The sequence below is a fragment of the Microbulbifer sp. MCCC 1A16149 genome, from assembly GCF_050368945.1.
Lineage (GTDB): Bacteria > Pseudomonadota > Gammaproteobacteria > Pseudomonadales > Cellvibrionaceae > Microbulbifer.
Genome location: NZ_CP185959.1, coordinates 3925552 through 3944381, shown reverse-complemented (window position 1 = coordinate 3944381; position 18830 = coordinate 3925552). Strand labels below are relative to the sequence as shown.

General features: G+C 59.9%; 13 protein-coding genes. 6 read left to right on the top strand and 7 right to left on the bottom strand.

The window, feature by feature from the left end; all coding sequences use genetic code 11:
- The 7 genes from ACONT6_RS16215 to ACONT6_RS16185 form a co-directional block, all read right to left on the bottom strand.
- Complete coding sequence (locus ACONT6_RS16215) at positions 1-2907, bottom strand: tetratricopeptide repeat protein (protein WP_428819457.1); 2907 nt, start codon at positions 2905-2907, stop codon at positions 1-3.
- Complete coding sequence (locus tag ACONT6_RS16210) at positions 2904-5054, bottom strand: hypothetical protein (protein WP_428819456.1); 2151 nt, start codon at positions 5052-5054, stop codon at positions 2904-2906. Before ACONT6_RS16210 ends, ACONT6_RS16215 begins: the two co-directional genes overlap by 4 nt.
- A 7-nt stretch (positions 5055-5061) precedes the next feature.
- On the bottom strand, positions 5062-5592 hold the full coding sequence (locus ACONT6_RS16205; RefSeq protein ID WP_428819455.1) for an AraC family transcriptional regulator: 531 nt from the start codon (positions 5590-5592) through the stop codon (positions 5062-5064).
- A gap of 79 nt (positions 5593-5671) precedes the next feature.
- The gene (locus ACONT6_RS16200) at positions 5672-6691 is read right to left on the bottom strand and encodes an FAD:protein FMN transferase (protein ID WP_428819454.1); all 1020 of its coding nucleotides are present in this window, start codon (positions 6689-6691) and stop codon (positions 5672-5674) included.
- A gap of 25 nt (positions 6692-6716) precedes the next feature.
- Entirely contained in the window at positions 6717-8288 is a 1572-nt protein-coding gene (locus ACONT6_RS16195) for a hypothetical protein (protein ID WP_428819453.1), read from the bottom strand.
- Between the two features lie 228 nt (positions 8289-8516).
- A complete protein-coding gene (locus ACONT6_RS16190; protein ID WP_428819452.1) occupies positions 8517-11090 on the bottom strand; it encodes a LamG domain-containing protein in 2574 nt (857 codons plus the stop codon).
- Between the two features lie 4 nt (positions 11091-11094).
- Complete coding sequence (locus tag ACONT6_RS16185; protein ID WP_428819451.1) at positions 11095-12315, bottom strand: hypothetical protein; 1221 nt, start codon at positions 12313-12315, stop codon at positions 11095-11097.
- 310 nt (positions 12316-12625) lie between these two features.
- On the opposite strand from ACONT6_RS16185, the gene ACONT6_RS16180 reads away from it, so the two are divergent.
- From ACONT6_RS16180 to ACONT6_RS16155, 6 genes are read left to right on the top strand one after another with little or no spacing between them, the layout of a single operon-like run.
- Complete coding sequence (locus ACONT6_RS16180; RefSeq protein WP_428819450.1) at positions 12626-15307, top strand: hypothetical protein; 2682 nt, start codon at positions 12626-12628, stop codon at positions 15305-15307.
- Positions 15308-15367: 60 nt separating this feature from the next.
- The gene (locus ACONT6_RS16175) at positions 15368-16162 is read left to right on the top strand and encodes an SH3 domain-containing protein (protein ID WP_428819449.1); all 795 of its coding nucleotides are present in this window, start codon (positions 15368-15370) and stop codon (positions 16160-16162) included.
- Positions 16132-16794: an outer membrane beta-barrel domain-containing protein gene (locus ACONT6_RS16170; protein ID WP_428819448.1), complete on the top strand. Its 663-nt coding sequence runs from the start codon at positions 16132-16134 to the stop codon at positions 16792-16794. Before ACONT6_RS16175 ends, ACONT6_RS16170 begins: the two co-directional genes overlap by 31 nt.
- 48 nt (positions 16795-16842) lie before the next feature.
- Complete coding sequence (locus ACONT6_RS16165) at positions 16843-17328, top strand: TlpA family protein disulfide reductase (protein WP_181255001.1); 486 nt, start codon at positions 16843-16845, stop codon at positions 17326-17328.
- A 3-nt stretch (positions 17329-17331) separates the two neighbouring features.
- Entirely contained in the window at positions 17332-17559 is a 228-nt protein-coding gene (locus ACONT6_RS16160) for a DUF4266 domain-containing protein (protein ID WP_181255002.1), read from the top strand.
- Positions 17546-18703 (top strand): DUF3570 domain-containing protein, encoded by a 1158-nt coding sequence (locus ACONT6_RS16155; RefSeq protein WP_428819447.1) that lies wholly within the window; start codon positions 17546-17548, stop codon positions 18701-18703. Before ACONT6_RS16160 ends, ACONT6_RS16155 begins: the two co-directional genes overlap by 14 nt.
- The last annotated feature ends 127 nt before the right edge of the window (positions 18704-18830 follow it).

Genomic DNA, 18830 nt, shown 5'->3' with positions numbered 1-18830 from the left:
TCAGTAGGCCGCATCGCTCCACTCCACAGTCGATTCCGGTTTGCGGTAGCGCGCCGGCAGCAGGTTTTCCAGGGACGAGAAGCTGTTTTTCACCCACTCGTCGTAGACACCGTCGGCAGTGCGCTGAACATTGGCCTCGTGCAGTTCGATGGCCTTCTCTTCGAACGGGAAGGCCTGCTCTTCCAGCAGAATTTCGTACTGTTCGAGCTCCAGTGGCCCCAGCCCGTTGGGGCGTTGGGAATCCATCAGGTCGCGGCTCAACTGGCGATAGACCTCGGCGAGGCGGAAGTTGGCCGCGGTGGTGAATTCGGCAATGCCGAAATCCAGCACCTTGCGGTAGTCCGCCACGGTGGCTTCCATTGCCTGTTTTTTGTTTTTCAGGCTCTGCTTGAGCGGCAGGGTAAGCGCCAGCCGGGCAAAGCGCGCATAACTCTGTTCCGCCAGCTCATTGCGCGCGTAAGCAGCGAGATAGCGGCCGCGCGGTTCGGAAACCTTGTTGCCGGCCAGGCTCTGGATCCACAGGTTGCGTTCGCGCTGGTTGCCGGCCTGTTCGTACAGGGTTACGAGCTGGTACTGGGCCTCAAGATTCTGCAGCGCGGGCTCGCGCCATTGCCGGGTGTACTGGGAATAGGCATCGATTGCCTGCGAGGTCTTGCCGGACTGCTGGTACAGCTCCGCGGCCATATACAGGGAATCGCGACGCACCGCAGGGCTGGGATCCTTGGCTGCCATGGTCATCAGCTCGCCGGCAGCGGCGTCGGGCATATCCAGTCCCTGATAGATAGCCACCGCTTTCGCCGCCAGCGAAGGCGTCAGCTTGTGGTCCGGGTAGTACTGGCGGAAATCGGCCAGTTCGCTGCGTGCCTGTGGCCAGCGCTGCAGGCGTACCAGCTGGGTAATGGCATCGTACTGGGCGGTGGCGGCAATGGACGAGCGGCCGCTGTTGCGCACGCGCAACAACAGCGCAATGGCTTCTTCCGTGGGCGCCACGAATTCCATGCTGTCGGTGGTCAGGTGTACCTGCTTGAGAATGATCTCGGCCTGCTTGTAGATAGAGGACTGCAGGCGGTCGCGGGTGTTCAGGTATTCCGGATCCGTGGAGGCCATACCGGCGAGCAATTGGGTATAGGCGGTCTCCGCGGCGGCGAAGTTGTCGATTTCGAAATAGCTGTGTCCCAGCAGCATCAGGATACTGCGGCGCTGCTTGGCGTCGGGTGGCGGTTGCCAGCCCGCGGCTTTTTCCGCTGCGGCAATGGTTTCGGCGTGACGGAACTGTTCGAACAGGTTGTGTGCGGCGTCCAGCTGCACCGCGAGTGCGCGCTGATCCTGCGGCCAGGTATCGGCAAAGCGCAGGCTGGTTTCGGTTTTCCTGTCCAGCCACAGGTTGGCTTGTTCCGGGTGCTTTTCCTGCTTGTGCATTGCACCGGCCATCAGGATGGCCGCGTAACCTGCTTCGGTGGCTTCCGCGGGCGCCTTGCCGGTTTCCTCGGCAAAGTCCCACGCCACCCGTCGGTAAGCGCCAAATGCTTGCGCATACTGGCCCGCTTCGTTCAGGCTTTCCGCCATCAGGAAGGTAAGCTGCGGGGTTTTTTCGTCGTCGGGGAACGTCTGCGTGAACTCCCCGTACAGTGCTGCGGCGCTCAGGAAGGCCGCGCGGGAATCCTGCGATGCCTTGGCTGCTGCTTTAGAATTGCCCCTGCTCTTGGAGCCCTCGAGGGCGAGTGCCTGGGCTCGGGCGTGGTCAAACCGGGCCAGCTCTTCCAGCCACGGTTTCAACTGGGATTTCAGCTGTTCACGCTGGCCGTCGTCGGCGGCGGCCCAGTACTGGCTGCGGATACCGTAACGGGTGACAAACGCGCGCTTGGCCGGGATGACCTCGCTGGGAAAATTGCCCTGCTGCAGAATTTCCACCGCGCGCACATGCATGTGCGGCGCCTCGCGACTCTGCGGGTAGCGCTCCACGAATGCGAGGAATGTCTGTGCACCATCGCGATAGCGCTCGCTCTCGGCGTACCAGTCACCGAGACCGCGATACAGCAGATGGTGGTAGGAGCGGGGTCCAGACCCGGGGGTAAAGGACTCGATCACCTCGGCACCGCCCAGGTAATTGAAGCCGAGTGCGAGTACACGCAGGGTGTCGTCTGCCAGTCGGCGCTCGCCTTTTTCCAACTGATCCAGCGGACGTGACTGCGGCTGGTTTTCTGCCAGCAGATCATCCATCAGAACCAGAAAGGTCTCGCTGGAATCCCGGTAGCGGGCGTCCTTGAACTGGCTCCAGCCGAGCATATAGCGTGCGTTGCGCGCAAACGGGGTATCGCCCTGGGCAAGTACCGCTGCAAAGTCCTGTTCTGCAGCGCGATAATTCTTGCGTCCGAACGCGGCTTCACCGCGGCGAAATAGCGCCTCGGCAATAAACGGCGAGTCCGGTGCGGCGGCGACGATGTTTTCCAGCGCCGCCAGCGAACCCTGGGTATTGCCATCCAGGGAGCGGGCGCGGGCCAGTCGATAGGCGAGGTAGTCGTCGTCGGCGGAAGTCTGCAACAGGGCTTCGTAATGTCGCACCGCCTCCCCGTAGGCCACCGCCATTTCCGGGTTGTCTTCCTGCAGCTGTTCCAGTCGTTCCATATTGAGGTCTGCCAGACGCAACTGGATCTGGCGACGGGTCTTTGGATCGGTATTGGAAGCGAGTGCGTTTTCGTAGCTCTCGATCAGTTCCGGCAGCTCGACCTTGGGCACGACCACATAGGGCTCGGGCGCGAGGTTGGTTGCCGGCAGGTCCGCCAGGGTGGTGCCGGCCTCAAACTGGCTGGCACAGCCGCCCAGCAGTGCGCTGGCGCAAACCGCCAGCGCGAGTATTTTTTTGTGGGGAAAATTGCGGGCGTGATTGCGCGACGAAAGGGACTTCACGACTCTTCCTCCGTCTGCGCAGGACTTTGCGTGGCCTGCTCCGGGGTTTCGCTCACAGGTTTCGGGCGGTCAGTTTCCTGCGTCGAGGATTCGTTTGCCTGACCTGGATTTTCGGGCTCTGCCGCAGGGCTCTCCATTGCCGCAGGAGGGGAGTCGCTTACCGATTCCTCTTCTGCCTGGGGGAGCTGCGGGGGCAGGTCGTACATACCCTGTACCGCCGCATCCTGAATGCGTGCAATGGACAAACGCGCGTGCGCCATATATCCCTCAACCCGCACCTTGGCTTGGTCCAGCGCGGTGCGCATGTCCTTGCGGATGCTCGCTTCTATTGCTGCACTGGCGCGCTCGATGGCGTCGGATTGTTGCGCTATGCGCTGGCTGGCACTGTCGATACCGCCGGCCAGCAGGTTCAGTTGCGGCGCCTCAGCGGCGATGCGGGCGACGCTGCGCTGGCGGCGCGCAGCGTCGATCAGCTGTTCTTCCAGCATTGCGATGGACTTGCGCTTCTGCCACAGGTTTTCGTGATATTGCTCGGCGGCCTGCCACTGCAGTATGCCGCGTGCGCGGGCCAGGGTCTGGCGCTGGTAGTTGCTGGTTTTTCCGGCATTGCTGAGGTTTTGATAGCGGGCTTCTGCAGCGCGCAGCATATCCAGAAATTCTGCGTTCTCACCGCCCGACGCTGCCAGCATGGCGAGGCCGTCCTGCTGTTGTTCAATCCGCGCGAGGCTCGCTTTCAGAGTCGCCAGCTCCTGCTCGGCAATCTGCACCTGTTGATCGTACTGCGCGCTGTCGTGTTGCTGGACAATGGCGATACGGCGCTGTTCGCGCTCGTCGATCAGGTTGTCGAATTCCGGCAGTCGCTGCTGCCACTGATCCAGCACCTGCTTCAGGTGGCGCAGGTCGCGCAGCTCGGACAACTGCAACTGCAGGCGGTCGCTCTGCATCATCTGCTGCAGGTATTTGCGGTTGATGCGCATGAACGCCGGCATTCTCGCATCTTCCAGCCAGCCGTAGCGGCGCAGATCGATATTCTCTTCCACATCAATTTCGGCAAACTGCAGGCGATCCGACGCCTGATACAGGTTGTCCAGGTCGCTCAGTGCCTGCAGATACTTTTGCTCCGCCGTTTCATAGGCCTTCAGGGCCAGTTTCGGGCGACGCAGCATTTCGTAACTGAATGGCAGTGCCAGCAGCGCTTCCTGTACTTCGGGCGAGAGCGGATTCTGTTGGATCAGGTAACTCAGCGCATCCACCGCGCGCTGGTATTCCTCCCCGTTGACCGAGGCCCAACCGAGGCCGAGCAGCGCCTGCGGAGACCAGGGGGTATCCAGGCGTACACTCTGGAATTCCTGTGCCGCGCCGGCGTAGTCGTTGTTCAGGGCCAGTGCATAGCCGGCGCCAATACGCGCCTTGTCGCGCAGGATACGCAACTCGTCATCCGCGTCCGGATACTGTTCCACTAGCGACGCAGCGCGGCGGTATTCATCGGCTGCCGCGGAAAGCTGTTGCTGGCGCGCCAGAGCGGCGGCGAGATTGCTGTGGCCCAGCACCTGTTGCGCAACCGGCAGCGTAGCCATGTCCAGCAGGGTTCGCGCCTGCTCCAGGTCGCCGCTGCGGATGGCGAGATTGAGCGGCAGGTCGGACTGGTGCATTGCACCGGACTTTTCCAGCTGCAACGCCGCGGTATCCCAGTTTTGCTGGCGGTAATTGAGTTCCGCCAGTTTCAGCCAGGCAATCTCGCGAAAGCGCGCGATGCGCTGACGATTACTGTCATCCGCAGTTTTCTGCAACTGCTGTTCAAACAGTGCTGCGGCCTGGCGCTCCAGTCCGAATGCGAGGCTGATACCGCCGCGAATCAAATCGGCGTTGTCTTTGTGATGGACAATATCGCCGCGCAGGTCGGAGACCATCAGGGTACTCAGGGCATCAAAGGTGTTGCCCTGGAAGTAGTGGTAGAGCGCGGTTCCGTAGCGCATATCCTGCGCCTGCTGGAATTTCTGTGTGCTGGCGGCGGGCTCTGCGATTTCCGCGGCCCGGCCGTTGTCTTCGCTCGTGTCCTCGGCACTGGCGCACAGCGGTGCGCTGGCGACGATGGCGGCCAGGGTCAGTGCCAGCGGAGATTTTCTGATAACAGCGGAGAACGACATGGCGGCCTCAGGGGGCGGGCCACTGAACGACGGTAAACTCCGGCTGTTGTTTGCCGCCGGAATCGGAAATCCGCAATTCGATCACGGCGGGTTCGTCGGTCTTGGCCAGTTCCAGTGTGGCGGCGCGTTTGTAGGGCCGTTGTTCTGGGCCGATACCGGTAAAGAAGGCGGTGATGGTGTGTTCACCGGATTTGAGGTTGCCCTTGAACAGGGGCTGTATGCCTCCGCGGAACAGGGCCTTTTTCTGGTGTTCGGTATACAGGTGGGTTTCCACCAGTTTGTTGTCGATATGCAGTTTGACCGAGTCCAGATCAAAGAAGTGGCCCACGTCCATGGACAGGTATACCGCCACCTGGCTCTGTGCCGGGAACAGCAGGTCCTCTTCCAGTACCAGCAGGTCCCGGTTCAGTTTCAGCACCTCGCGCTTGAGACTTTCCAGGTCGCCCTCGGGGAAGTCCTCGCTCTGGGCCACGGAGCCACCTGCAAAAATCAGGGAAATTAGGGCCAGGATCGGGCCGAGATGACGCGGGGAAAACATGTTGAAACCTTAAACTCCTTGGTCGCTGGGTGGACGATTATGTCACGATGCCTCGTTCCGGTTGTGACAAAGTTGGCAATTACTGTTGCAGCCCACTGGTAAAGAACATCCGGTGATTGGCGTCGATAACAATTGCCTCAAATTGGGGCAGGCCTTCGATCAATGCCATTCCTTTTTGCTTGCCGAGCACGAATACGCTGGTGGAAAGCGGGTCCGTATCAAATCCTTGTGGGCCGATCACGCTGACACTGATCAGCTTGTTGCTATCGCTGGCGTTGCCACTGGAATCCGTTTCTGCGGGTTTGCCCGTAGCCGGATTGAAAATGTGATGCACGCGGTGATCGTCGCTGTCGATAAAAAAGCGCTCGTAATCTCCCGATGTGGAGATGGCAGTATTCTCCAGGGGAATAACCGCAGCATTTTTTGACCGGTCGCGGGGGTGACGAATACCGATCAGCCAGGGCTTACCGCGCTTGTCACCCAGCAGCCGCGCATCGCCGCCGGCGCTGACGCTGGCATTTTGCACACCGTACTGTTGCAGGATTGCCACGGCGCGATCCACCGCATAACCCTTGGCGATTCCACCGAGATCAATTTTGGTACGCTTGTCTAAAAATGCGAGCTTGCGGCTTTCACGGTCGAGGCTGATATGTCGGTAGTTGACCGAAGGTAATAGCTCTTGCGTGGTTTCCCGATCCGCTTTTTCACCTTTGCGAAAATCGTACAGGCTGCCCAGGGTGGCATAGGTAATATCAAAAGCGCCCTGGGTCTTTTTGCTGTACCACAGGGACTTATCCAAAATCGATGCCAGTTCCTGCGAGATATCCACAGGCCCTTGTCCGGCCTGTCGGTTTACCCGGGACAGCTCGCTGTTTTCCTTGTACGGCGAGAGCGCGGCATCGATGCGACGAAATTCTTCCATTACCGCATTGGTTATGGTCTCAGCGGTTGCCCCGTTTTCATACCAGAACTGCAGGTGCACTTCGGTGCCCATAATCGCCTGCTTGTCGTAGTGCCAGCCATCTTGCTGCGCTTCAGCGTGGGAGAGGCCGGTGCACAACAGGCTGGCAAGCAGGGCAAAAATACGGGCGAGGGACATCGTTAATTCTTTTCAGGTAATCGCGTTATCGGATCGGCGCAAATGCGGTCAGGCTGTCCATCAGGCTGGCGTTACCCAGGCCGTGATTGGGGAACAGGCTGGCAAAGCTACCCTGTTCACCGTGCAGGGCCATGTAGTTCAGCACCACTGTCTGCACCAGCTGGTTGACGTTGTTGGCAGCCGGGCTGCCCGCGGTCTCCACATCCCCGGAGGGGCGCATATAGCCCAGCTGCTGATGGCGCGCCTGTTCGTCGGCGCTGCCACCGAGCAGGGTGGGTCGGCCGGCAGGATTGTAAACCAGGAAGTAGGACGCGGCAGTTTGTTGATTGTCCCCGGTCCAGACACCTTTGCCACGGCCCTCGACGGAATCGTCGATCATGCCGTTACTGAAAACCGAGCCGTCGCTGAATACATACACCATCAGCGGCTGGCCGACGCGCGCGGCGTACTCCAGGCAGGCGCCGATACAGCGTCCCGCGCGCAGGTCGCGCAGCTCGCCGGTTGCGCGGTCGCCGGTGTGATAGTCATAGCCGCCCATGGTAATGGTGCCGGCACCGGCATAACCGTTGACCACCAGCTTCATGGTGGAAGCGGCTTTCTGAAATTCGCGATCACCGAAGAATTCATCGGAGCTGAAAATCCCGGCGGGCCCGACGATATCCGGGTCCAGGGCCGGGTCCAGTGCGCTGGGGTTACCGAAGCGGTCGGCGAGGTCGGCACTTTTCATATAGCCGCATTTCACCAGGTCCTTGATCACCGCATCGTTGCTCACCCGGGTGTTGACCTTGCCCAGCTTGGCATTGGAAATCCGGTACATGGATTCCATCACCGCAACTGTATCTTCCTGGCTCAACAGGCCCACCAGGTCTCCTACATCGACCAGTCCGGTGACATCGGAAGGGCGGTCGATCTTGGTGGGACGAACTTCCGCGTTGATCAGATCCGCCGGCGCCATGGAGTTGCCACCGGATTCGCTGGTCTGGGAGCCGATAAGAGCGAGCAGTGATCCATTGGCGCCCGCGCGGTTAATGCCGTACATGGGGTTGTGGGGATTGTTGCCGGTGTCGTTTTCCGAGCGCGCCGGAATCACCGCGCCGTTGATGGCGTTGGCAGTGCCCGCAGCCACTTTTTCCAGGATACCGCGCAGCATCTGGCTGTCGCTGTGGAAAGCGAGGCCCAGATCCTGATTAACGAAGGAATTGCCCGCAGCGTCTGTCAGCGACGGCAGCATGTCCCCGGGCAGGCCCTGTTTGTTGTAGCCGGACGTGCTGAGGAAATCCAGCTGCCCGCCCTGCTTGCCCACCAGCACATTGGAGCCCGCAATATTCGCACCCCCCGCCAGATCAAAACAGATAAACGGAATCTTGCCCGCGCCGTTGGCACTCACTCCGCAGGTAGCGCGCATCGCCTCCAGATCTGAAGACAGGGCCGCCTGCGCCGAGCGCGGATTGGCAAACAGGCTGAAGACAGAGCCACCCAGCACCGTCGCCATACCTGCGCGAAAACCCTGGCCGAGAAAATCCCGTCGGCTCACCGGACGATGGTGATCCGGATGACGCAGTGGTTGGTCCAATCCAAAATGTTTTTTCTTGCTCATGGCTGTTCCGGGATCCCGATAATTCGGATTAGTCCGTTTATAAAAATGTGTTGCGGTGCGGCTGCCTGGGACAGCTCACAACTTTTCTGCGTATCGTAAGCAGCATTTCCCCGAAGACTCCGCACCAGGGGCAAGCGTTACCCACCTGGCAAACATTTGCCGACAGGTTGTTTGCCAGGTGGGTAACGCTTGTCCCGCCCCTTACGGAGCACAAAACCTACGAAGTGCTCAGTGAATCAAAATCATCGCACTACCCATCGCCGCCGCGCAGGTCGCTTTCACGGTGGTGGGTGTGCGATCCGCGTCGCAGCCGCTGCCGCACGCCGTCATGGTATCGATCAGACTGTCCAGCTCCGCGCGTACCGCACTCTCGTCCGGTGCTGTCGCCAGCTGCGCGGTGTGGCCGCCCACCGCTGCGGGCCAGGCAATCGGCCGGCCGAGCAGGTTTTCCAGCAGCGGATCGATCACCTGCGCGCGCTCAGCGGCAGTATCGAACGCTTCGCCGGCACCGGCCGAGAAATCGAAGCCCGGGAAATAGCTGGCGCGGGCACTGGTATCGTCCACCAGCGTGCTGCAGTACTTCACCGCCAGCTGGGTAATACCCATCTGCTGGGCCGCGAGGAATCCGCGAATATCCGCTTCCACCGGCAGCTGCTGCTTCACCTTCTGCCAGGTTTCCACCACAGCCGGGTGCGTGCTGGAAACCCCGGTCGCTGCGGACAGTGCCGCGTGAATCTGCTCGAAGCGGCGGATACCGATGCGCGGTTGCGGCGTCAGGTCTGCGGGCGCCGCGGGTGCTGCCGGTGTAGCTTCCACACGCACGAATTCCTCGTCGCCGAGACGCTCGAAGGTCAGGAAAAACTCGTCCGCAGTGGGGCCTTTTTCCAGGGTGATGATGGTGCCCAGCGGAGACAGTTGTTGACCGGTTTCCGCATCGTATTCCGCCGCGGTCACGGTAGTGTCCAGATTCGCCCAGGACTGGCCGACAACAGCCTCGCGACCGTTGATGCCGATACGCATGCCCTGAATGATCACGCCGTCGGGAGAGGCGCCGTCTTCCAGGGAGATGAACTTGGGTTCGCTGAACAGGTAACCGTGGTTGTCGTACTGCTGAACCTCAAACATCACGTACCCCTGGGGTACACCGGTCTGCTCCTCCACCTTGAACAGCAGCAGGTATTTCTCACCCACGCCCGCTTCGTAATTGGTCAGGATGTCGTCCTGGGTCAGTGCCCGCGAATGGATGGCCAGCAGGCGGATGGAGCCCTGCCATACATTGTCGCCGGACACCTCGCTGCCCAGTGCCAGGGCAAAGGTGTCGTCCCAGGTGGACAAGAGTCCCGCGGCAACCGGATCTGCATCGCCGGTGAACTCGCCGTTTACATACAGGCGGCGGCCGTTGATCGGGTCGAAGGTGGCCACCACATGTTGCAGTGTTGCCTGGGCGCGCTCGGCCATATCGTCGGTAATCAGCGCGGGCATACCATCGGCATCGGTACTGGCGTCGTTGCGATTCTGGAAGGTGTAGTTGTACATCGCCTGGCCGAGGGTGAAGTTGCGGATATCGTTGCCACCGGAATAGCTGACGATCCGCGCGGGACCTTCCTGCACCACATTGGCCGGGGCAACCCACGCCTCGATGGAATACTCGCCGGTGCCGGTGAGGGTATCGAACAGGCGTTTACTGCTGGTAGTGGACGCCTGTGCCTTGCCGCCATTCAGCTGGATACCCCAGGAGCCGAGCCACTCCACATCGCCAGACAAGCTGAGGTCGATGGCGGGATTGACCCCGGAAGTGTCGTAAGCGGTGGTGCCGCTGCCGGACTTGAATTCGTACAGGGCGATGGCGTTGTTCTCGATACGGCCGCCGCCGCTGGAGACGATGCCGTCGGTCAGGTACAGCGCCTTGCTGGTGACCCAGTTTGGGTCCACTTCTGTTACCGCAATACCGTCGACAAAGTTCCTGATGGCTGCGGCCATGGTATCCGCGTTTTCGGCACAGTCGCTCCAGCAGTTGTGGAAGTCATTGCCGAGGCGCACCACAAAGCGGGAGTTTTCCGGGTTATCCAGATCCATCCGCGCCTTGGATGCCTCGTAGGCCTGGTCAATATCGCTGCTGGCGAAATAGGGCTGTTGCGCGGTTTCCGCATCTTCGCTGTGGCAGCTTGCACAGTACTCTTGCAGCAGCGGATAGACGGTGGTGGCGAAATTGCCGCTGGATGCGGGGAAGCTCTTGCTGGCGCCTACTTCGCGCTCGGTGGGTGGCGTCAGGGTAACGGTGCTTGCCACGGAGCCCGCCGCTGCGGCCCATTCCTCGATGTAGTTGGTGATGATCTCACCGCAGGTATCTGCATTTGCCAACCAGCAGTTGTGGCCACTGACCACTTTGGTGACGAGTCGCGAATCCTCCGGGCTGCCAAGATTTACCAGATCGCGCCCTTCGCCGTGGGCCAGGTTGATATCGTCGCCGCGCACAAAACGCGGGCTCTGGTTGCCTTCGACGTGACAGCTACCGCAGCGATTTTCCGCGGCGAGATTGTCCCAGATATAGCGTTTGTAATTCTGGACGTCTTCATTTTCCGGGGCGGGGCCGGAGTAACTGGTATCGCCGGAATCCGGGTTGGTGTCGGGCAGGGTCTCGGTGGACTGGCCGCTGCCGCCGGAACATGCGACGAGCAGAGCGGTGCTGAACGCGGTGGATAACAGTAGGGTTTTTTTCAGCTGCGGTTGTGTAAGCAATGCGTGCAGGTTTGCAGCGGACAGCAGCAGCGACTTAAGTGTGCCAGCGGATTCATAGTTCATTGCATTATTCCCCCGCACAGTAAACCGCAGCGTCTGCATAGACCTGCTTCAGCTTGTAGCCGTTGCCGGTAAAGCTGTCGGTCATGCTCGCGATGCGATTGCGGTCTGCGCTGTCTTCCGGTGCGCGCAGGCAGACCTGCTCGAATACTTTGGTGACCTGGCACTGGGCGAAGGCCTCGCTGTTGGCCAGTTCCCGTCCCATGGATTTGGCGCCATTGCCCGACCCGGGCAGCGCGCTGCTCCAGCCCAGATGCATGTTTGGTCCCTCGCGCCAGTAGTTGTCCCATTTGTCATCGGGGATCACGAAACCATAGGGAAAGGTGGCACTGTTGATGTGGTTTTTGGCCTTCACCCGGGTGCCGGTTGCGGGGTCGGTATCGCCGCTGCGGTTGTAGTCCAGCTGGCCGTCTTCCCCGGTAGGGTCGTTTTCCACGTCGTACACGTAGTCGTAGTAGGCAAATGCCTGGGCCATGGGGTCCATACCGCTGTGGCAGCCCACGCAATTGTTCTGGAACACGCGGCTGTCACCACCGGGACTGCGACTGACATCCTGGCGGATGCGATCCGGTGGGCGCGATGTATCGTGTACCTGTTCCAGGTCGCGGCACAGGTGATTCATCAGCGTGAAGCGGAACATGGCGCGGTTGGTGCCCGCGTAGAAGAAGGCTTTGGCTCCCCCCCGTGTGGTCATCACGCCGGCAGTCGCATCCCCGGGCAGGCCGGTTACCGAGGACTGGGTGTGGCGTTCGAGCGCGGTCTGCAGCGGGTAGCCGCTCTGTTCCAGCGCGGCATAGTGCGCGTTATCGCTATTGCTGTAGCCGGGTAGCCCGAGGCCGGAAGCGCCGGTATAGATGATGTCGCCGGAGAGGATTTCCCGGAAATCCACCTCGTCGCGCACCATACCGATCACCGTCGCCGTGTAATCGTTTAGCGGAGCGAAGTTGTCCCCGTCGCGATTGGTCCAGGGAGTGACCAGGTTTTTCAGGGTCACATCGTAGAAGGCATCGTTTTCCATCGCCCGGTAGGCTGCCGAACCGGCATTGCCGTTAGCGATATCCTCGGCCATTGCCTTGAGGACATCGACGCTCGGTTTGACTCCGGTGATACGGCTGTGGATCTGCGCGGCCTGCTCCTGCGGATCGGCAATAGCAATTGCACTGAGCGAGGCGCTGAAACAGGCGGTCGCCGCGAGCAGCATGCGCGCAGCGGGCGATTTAATTTTCATGGGCTGGTTCGCGTAAGGTTCTTTACCACGCGGGTAATGCCAGCGCAGTATTTTTTATGTCTTGAGACCGGTCACTGATACTAAAGAAAGTGGGGTGATTGGCTAGCGGTAAAAATTTAAATCGTGTTCTGGTTGGCAAAAACCGTGTGCACCGCTTGAGAGAATACGGGTCAACCGAGAGAATCGCACCCATTACGCTTGCCCTGTTATGTGGGACGTTAGTCCAGTTATGGTGCCGCGGCGACGGTGAGTAACCACTGCGAAACGAATAAAAATGCGGTAAGGGCCAAGCCAAATTGAGGGTATATTCTTGAATAAATTCTATACGCTGGCCGGTGGGCTTGCGGCTTTGCTATTGCTCGCCGGTTGTTCCGGTGGCAGCGGTGAAAGCTCCGGCCTCGGTGGCGGTGATCAGGCTGAGGATCCGGTGGTCGTGGACTACCCGGTGGTCTATGTGCGCCGCACACTGAACCGCGACGAAGACGATATGCTGGTGACCAGCGACCTCTATGCACCCTCTACCTTCAATCCCGGTGCCGAGCTGGTGATGCGCGATCGCGCCACCGCCTCGGCCCCCGAGCGTGTGCTTACCGAAAACCTTTTTGTCAGTGATGAAGCTGCCGGTATCGTGTTCGAGGGCGGCTATGACGTAAAAGATCTGGCCGTATCCGCCGATGGCGCGCAACTCGCCTTCGCCATGCGTGCGCCGGATATCGAAGGGCTCGACGATGACGAGCAGCCGAGCTGGAACATCTGGCTATACGATTTTGAAACCGCGCAGCTGACCCGCGCCATCCAGTCCGACCTGATCGCCGAGGAGGGAGACGATATCGCACCGGCGTTCCTCCCGGATGGCCGCCTTGTTTTCACTTCCACCCGCCAGCGTCGCTCACGGGCACTGTTGCTCGATGACAACAAGCCGCAGTTCTCCGCGCTGGCAGAAAATCTCGACGAGCCCGCTTTCGTGTTGCATGTGATGGAAGCGGACGGCACCGATATCCAGCAGATCTCCTACAACCAGAGCCACGACCTGTCCCCCACCGTGCTGTTCAATGGCCGCATCCTGTTCAGTCGCTGGGACAATATGGGTGGTGTGGACCGGCTGAGCCTGTACACGGTCAAGCCGGATGGTACCGACCTGCAGTTTCACTACGGCTACCACAGCCAGGCCACTGGCACCGGCAGCGGGCCGGACCCGATTCCCGCCGCATTCAGCAAGCCCCAGCAGATGCCGGACGGACGCATACTCGTCACCCTGCGCGCGCCGGAGGGGATTACCTACGGCGGCGATATGGTAGTAATCGATGCGGAAAACTTTACCGAGGCCTACAGCGAGCCCGAACAGCAGGGCGTGTTGCAGGGGCAGGAATCCCTGTCCGTCGAGCAGGTGATTACCGACGGCGGCCTGTCACCCCACGGCCTGTTTGCCAATGCGTGGGCGTTTCACGACGGTACCAGCCGCCTGCTGGTGAGCTGGAGTGAGTGCCGGGTGATCGATCCGGAAACAGAGCTGCCGCAACCCTGTACCGACGAGTGGCTGGCGACACCGGACATCGTGCCTGCGGATCCCCTGTACGGCCTGTGGATTTACGACTACCGCGAGGGCACTCAGCGCCCGATCATCCAGCCGGTTGAAGGGCAGATGATCAGCGAAGCGGTCACCGCGGATACCCGCCCGATTGCGGAATTTATCCCCCAGCCGATTCCCGGGATCGATATCGACCGCGACCTGTTCGATGAGGGCATGGCGATTCTGGATATTCGCAGTGTGTACGATTTCGACGGTGTTGCCGCGGTGGATATAGCGGCGCTGGCAGATCCGCTGCAGACCACTGCCGCAGAACGCCCCGCACGATTCCTGCGCGTCGTCAAAGCAGTGGGTGTTCCTGATCGCGATACCCTCGATTTCGATCGCTCCGCTTTTGGTCGCAGCCGCGCCCAGTTGATGCGTGAGATTATCGGCTATACCCCGATCCAGCCCGACGGTTCGGTGCGGGTTAAGGTCCCGGCGGACATGCCACTGGCTATTTCCGTGGTGGATGCCAACGGCCGTCGCATCGTCGGTCGCCACAATAACTGGCTGCAATTCCGCGCCGGTGAGATCCGCAAATGCCAGGGCTGTCACAGCGGCGACAGCGAGGTGCCCCACGGCCGTACCGACAAAGAGCCGGAATCCGCGTGGGCAGGTGCGCCCACCAGCGCCGCTCCGTTCGCCAACACCGAGCCGGCACTTACTGCGGATATGGGGGAGACCATGGCGCAGCTGATGGCGCGGGTGGCCGGCCATCCCGTTCTGGATGGCGACCTGAAATTTGCCGACCTGTGGACCGACCCGGCGCTGCGGGAAAAAGACCCGAGCAGTGAACTGTTGACCAGCGATCTGCCGACCCCGGCGCCCACCAGTCTCGCCTGCCAGAGTGAGTGGACCGCGGATTGCCGCACCGTCATCCACTACCCCGAGCATATCCAGCCGATCTGGGATCTGCCGCGGGAGATCACCGATGCGATGGGCAACGTGATCGATGATCAGACCTGTACCAGTTGCCACAGCAACCGCGATGCCGCCGGCATGGCGCAGGTGCCGCCGGGACAGCTGGACCTGAGCGCCTCCCAGTCCGGGGTAAATACCAATTTCAGCACCTCCTATGTGGAGCTGATCTTCGATAACCCTACCCAAGAGCTGCGCGACGGAGCGGTACAGAATGTGCTTGTACAGGATACCGATGACGACGGTAACCTGCTGTTCGAGACCGATGAAGACGGTGAGCTGATTTTGGATGCCGATGGCAACCCGATTCCTGTTATGGTTACCGTCGACATTGAGCGGATCATGGATACGGCCGGCGCCAACGCCAGTCGTTTCTTCCGCGTCTTTGAAGCGGGTGGCGTCCATGCAGGTGCGCTGTCCGCAGCGGAATTGCGATTGATTTCAGAGTGGCTGGATATCGGTGCGCAGTATTACAACAACCCCTTTGATGCACCGGTCAACTGAACAATGAACAGGCAGCCCGGAAACAGGATTTCCAATTTGGCGCTATTGCTGGCAGGACTCTTGAGTGTTTCCCTGGTCCAGGCGCAGACAGACACGGAAGAACAGGCAAGCGGAGAAACCCCGGTAACCGAGAGCTTCTCCGCGCAGCAGTTTGGTGATCGCGCACCGCAGCAGCTCCCCTTCGACACCGAAAAAGTATTTGTGGGTGCCGAATTCCTGAACCTGTACACCGGCCCCGGGCGCGGATATGTCATCGACCAGGTGGTGGAATACGGCGAGCCGTTATGGCTGTTGAAACGCCGCACCGACTGGGTCAAGGTCATGACCCGCACCGGCAAGATGGGCTGGGCAAAAATTGCCGACCTGGATGCGGTGTACGGTGTGGAAGGTGAGCAGGTGGTGGTACCCGCTCCCGGCGTAGATGACGCCCGCGACCGCGGCGTGCGCTTCGGCTTTACCTACGGTGACTTCGAAGGTGCGAATTCGCTGGGAATTTCACTGGGTTACCGCTTTACCGGCAATATCTCCGCGGAGCTGCGTGCTGCGCAAACCATCGGTGCCTATTCCGATAGCCAGACCTACCAGGTCGCTCTGTTACACAAGCCGTTTCCGGAGTGGCGGCTCTCGCCGTATTTCATGCTGGGTACCGGGATCAATATCACCTCGCCCAACGCCACAATCGTCGCCACCGAAGACCGTCAGGACACCACCATGCTCAGCGGCATCGGCGTCACCACCCACTTATCCCGCCGCTTTGCCCTGCGCGCGGAAGTTGCCAATCACTACCTGCTCACCTCGCGGGAAAATAATCAGGAGATAGTCGAGTGGAAACTGGGCTTCGACGTATTCATGTAACACTCGCTGGCCTGTTGCTGGCCGCGAGTGCTTCTTTCGCCAATATTGCCAGTGCTCAGGGTGATGCGACGATTGACGAGATCATCTCGCCGGATCTGGAGCGTCGTGAAATCCGCGAGGCGGAAATCGACAGCGAGGACTTTGAAGTTACCGTCTACTGGGGCGGTATCATGAGCGTGGAGGATTTCGGCAGTAACCGCATGATCGGCGGCAGCCTGGCCTACCACATCAATGAAGATTTCTTTATGGAGGCCGCCTACGCGCAGACCGAACTGGGCGAGTCCAGCTATGAGCGCCTGAGTGGTTCGGCCCCGCTGCTGACCGAAGACGAGCGCGATCTCAGCCTGTACAACCTGTCGCTGGCCTGGAATTTCCTGCCCGGCGAAATCTTTATCCTCGATCGGTGGGCGCTGAACAGCAACCTTTACCTGATCGGTGGAATCGGCAATACCAGCTTTGCCGACGAAGAGTATTTCACCTACAACGTCGGGGTGGGGGTGCGCATGTTGACCAAGGACTGGCTGACGCTGCGTTTTGATGTGCGCGACCACATTTTCGAGCACGAAATTTTTGGTGAGCCGATTACCACCAACAACCTTTCCGCCCAGCTGGGTGTTTCCATTTATTTCTGATCGCAGTGAATTTCACAGAAAAACAACTGAGAAAACCGGAGAATTCCAATGCGTAAACTGATTGCCGCTCTCTGCACCAGTGCCGCCCTGCTCGCGGGCGCACCCGCTTCCGCCAACGTCCCGGCAGCAGACTTCACCCTCGCGTCCCTGAAAGACGGCAACCTCAAACTGAGCGAACAGCGCGGTGAAGTGATCATGCTGAACTTCTGGGCCTCCTGGTGCGGTCCCTGCCGTGAAGAGATGCCGCTGCTCAATGACCTGCACGCGCGTTACGAGCCCGTGGGTTTCCAGGTATGGGGTGTCAATGTCGATGCCAACCGCGAAGATGCGCAGGCGATGCTGAACAAGATTCCGGTAGAGTTCCCGGTACTGTTCGACTCCCAGAGTGATGTGAGCAAGCTGTTCGGCGTGGAAGCCATGCCGAGCTCCGTATTCATCGATCGCGACGGTAAGGTGCGCTACGTGCACAAGGGCTACCGCAGCGGCGACGAAGCGGAGTACAAGAAAATCATCAAGGAACTGATCCGGGAATAAGCCATGTACAAGCGCGCGCTTCTGCTGTTGCCACTTCTGTTGCTGGCAGGCTGTGAAACCATGATGCCGGATCCCTGGGTAAAGCCCTATGAGCGGCATTACCTGGCGGACCCGATCATGAGCTTTGAGCGGGATCCGGTGGCAGCGGGTTATATGAACCATGTGTACGAAGCGCGTGAGGCTGCGCGGGGCGCGGAAGGTGGTTCCGGGGGCGGTTGTGGCTGTAACTGATCTGAAGAAACTGCTCGGCCTGCTGGCTGTTGCACTGTTCGCGACAAGTACAAACAGCGCGGTCTTGCCAGAAGAGCGCGCCGACACCATGTATCATGCCTACAGTGGTGGCGGTGTCACCATTGATGGCCCATCGGTGCTGGTGCGCAAGAACATTGGCAACAAGGTTTCCCTTTCGGCCAATTACTATGTGGACATGATTTCCGGTGCCTCCATCGATGTGCAGGCCACCGCCAGTCCCTACAGTGAGCAGCGCGACGAGTTTTCCCTGGGCGCCGACTACCTGGTGGAAAAAACCACCATGAGTCTCAGCTACACCAATTCCAGTGAAAACGACTACCAGGCGGAAACCGTCGGCTTTGGCATCAGCCAGGATTTCTTCGGTGATCTCAGCAGCCTGTCCATGCGCGTCAGCCTCGGCAGCGACGATGTGATGCGCAATGGCGACGAAAACTTTCTCGAGCAGGCCGAGCACCGTCGCTACTCTCTCGGCTGGAGCCAGATTCTCACCACCAAACTGATTGCCGAGGTCAGTGTGGAAACGGTGGCCGATGAAGGCTTCCTGAATAATCCCTATCGCAGTGTGCGCTACCTGGACCCAAACTCCGGCACCGGTTTCAGTTACCAGGCCGAGCTGTATCCCACTACACGCAACAGCGATGCGGTCGCGTTGCGCGCGAAATACCGCTTACCCTACCGCGCCGCGATCAAGAGTGAATATCGCCGCTACGCGGACAGCTGGGGGATCAGTTCCGACAACCTCGAATTCCGCTATACCCATCCGCTGGAATCCGAAAACCTGATTCTCGAAGGCAAACTGCGTTACTACAAGCAGGACGGGGCGGACTTTTACAGTGACCTTTTCCCCTACCTGAACGCCACCAATTTCCGCGCCCGCGACAAAGAACTGAGTGATTTTTCCAGTACCGCCATCGGCATCGGCGCCTCTTACCAGCTCCCCGAGCGCTGGGCACTGTTTAATCGTCGGAATACCGTCAATCTCTACTGGGATTATGTGCTGTTCGACTACGACAATTTCCACGATGTGCGCGTGCACAACAGCGGCGATTACCTCCCCGGCGAAGAGCCCACCTACAGCTTTAACGCCCATGTCGTGCGACTGTTCTGGTCAATGTGGTTCTAACGCCGTCCGCTGATTAATTTGGCACTCCCGTTTGATAAGCGTGAGTGCCTGGCCCTATTTCTTTCCCCTCCTGATGCCTTCTTTTCATCGGACTGTGACGCTTATCACGCCATCAATGTGATTAAAT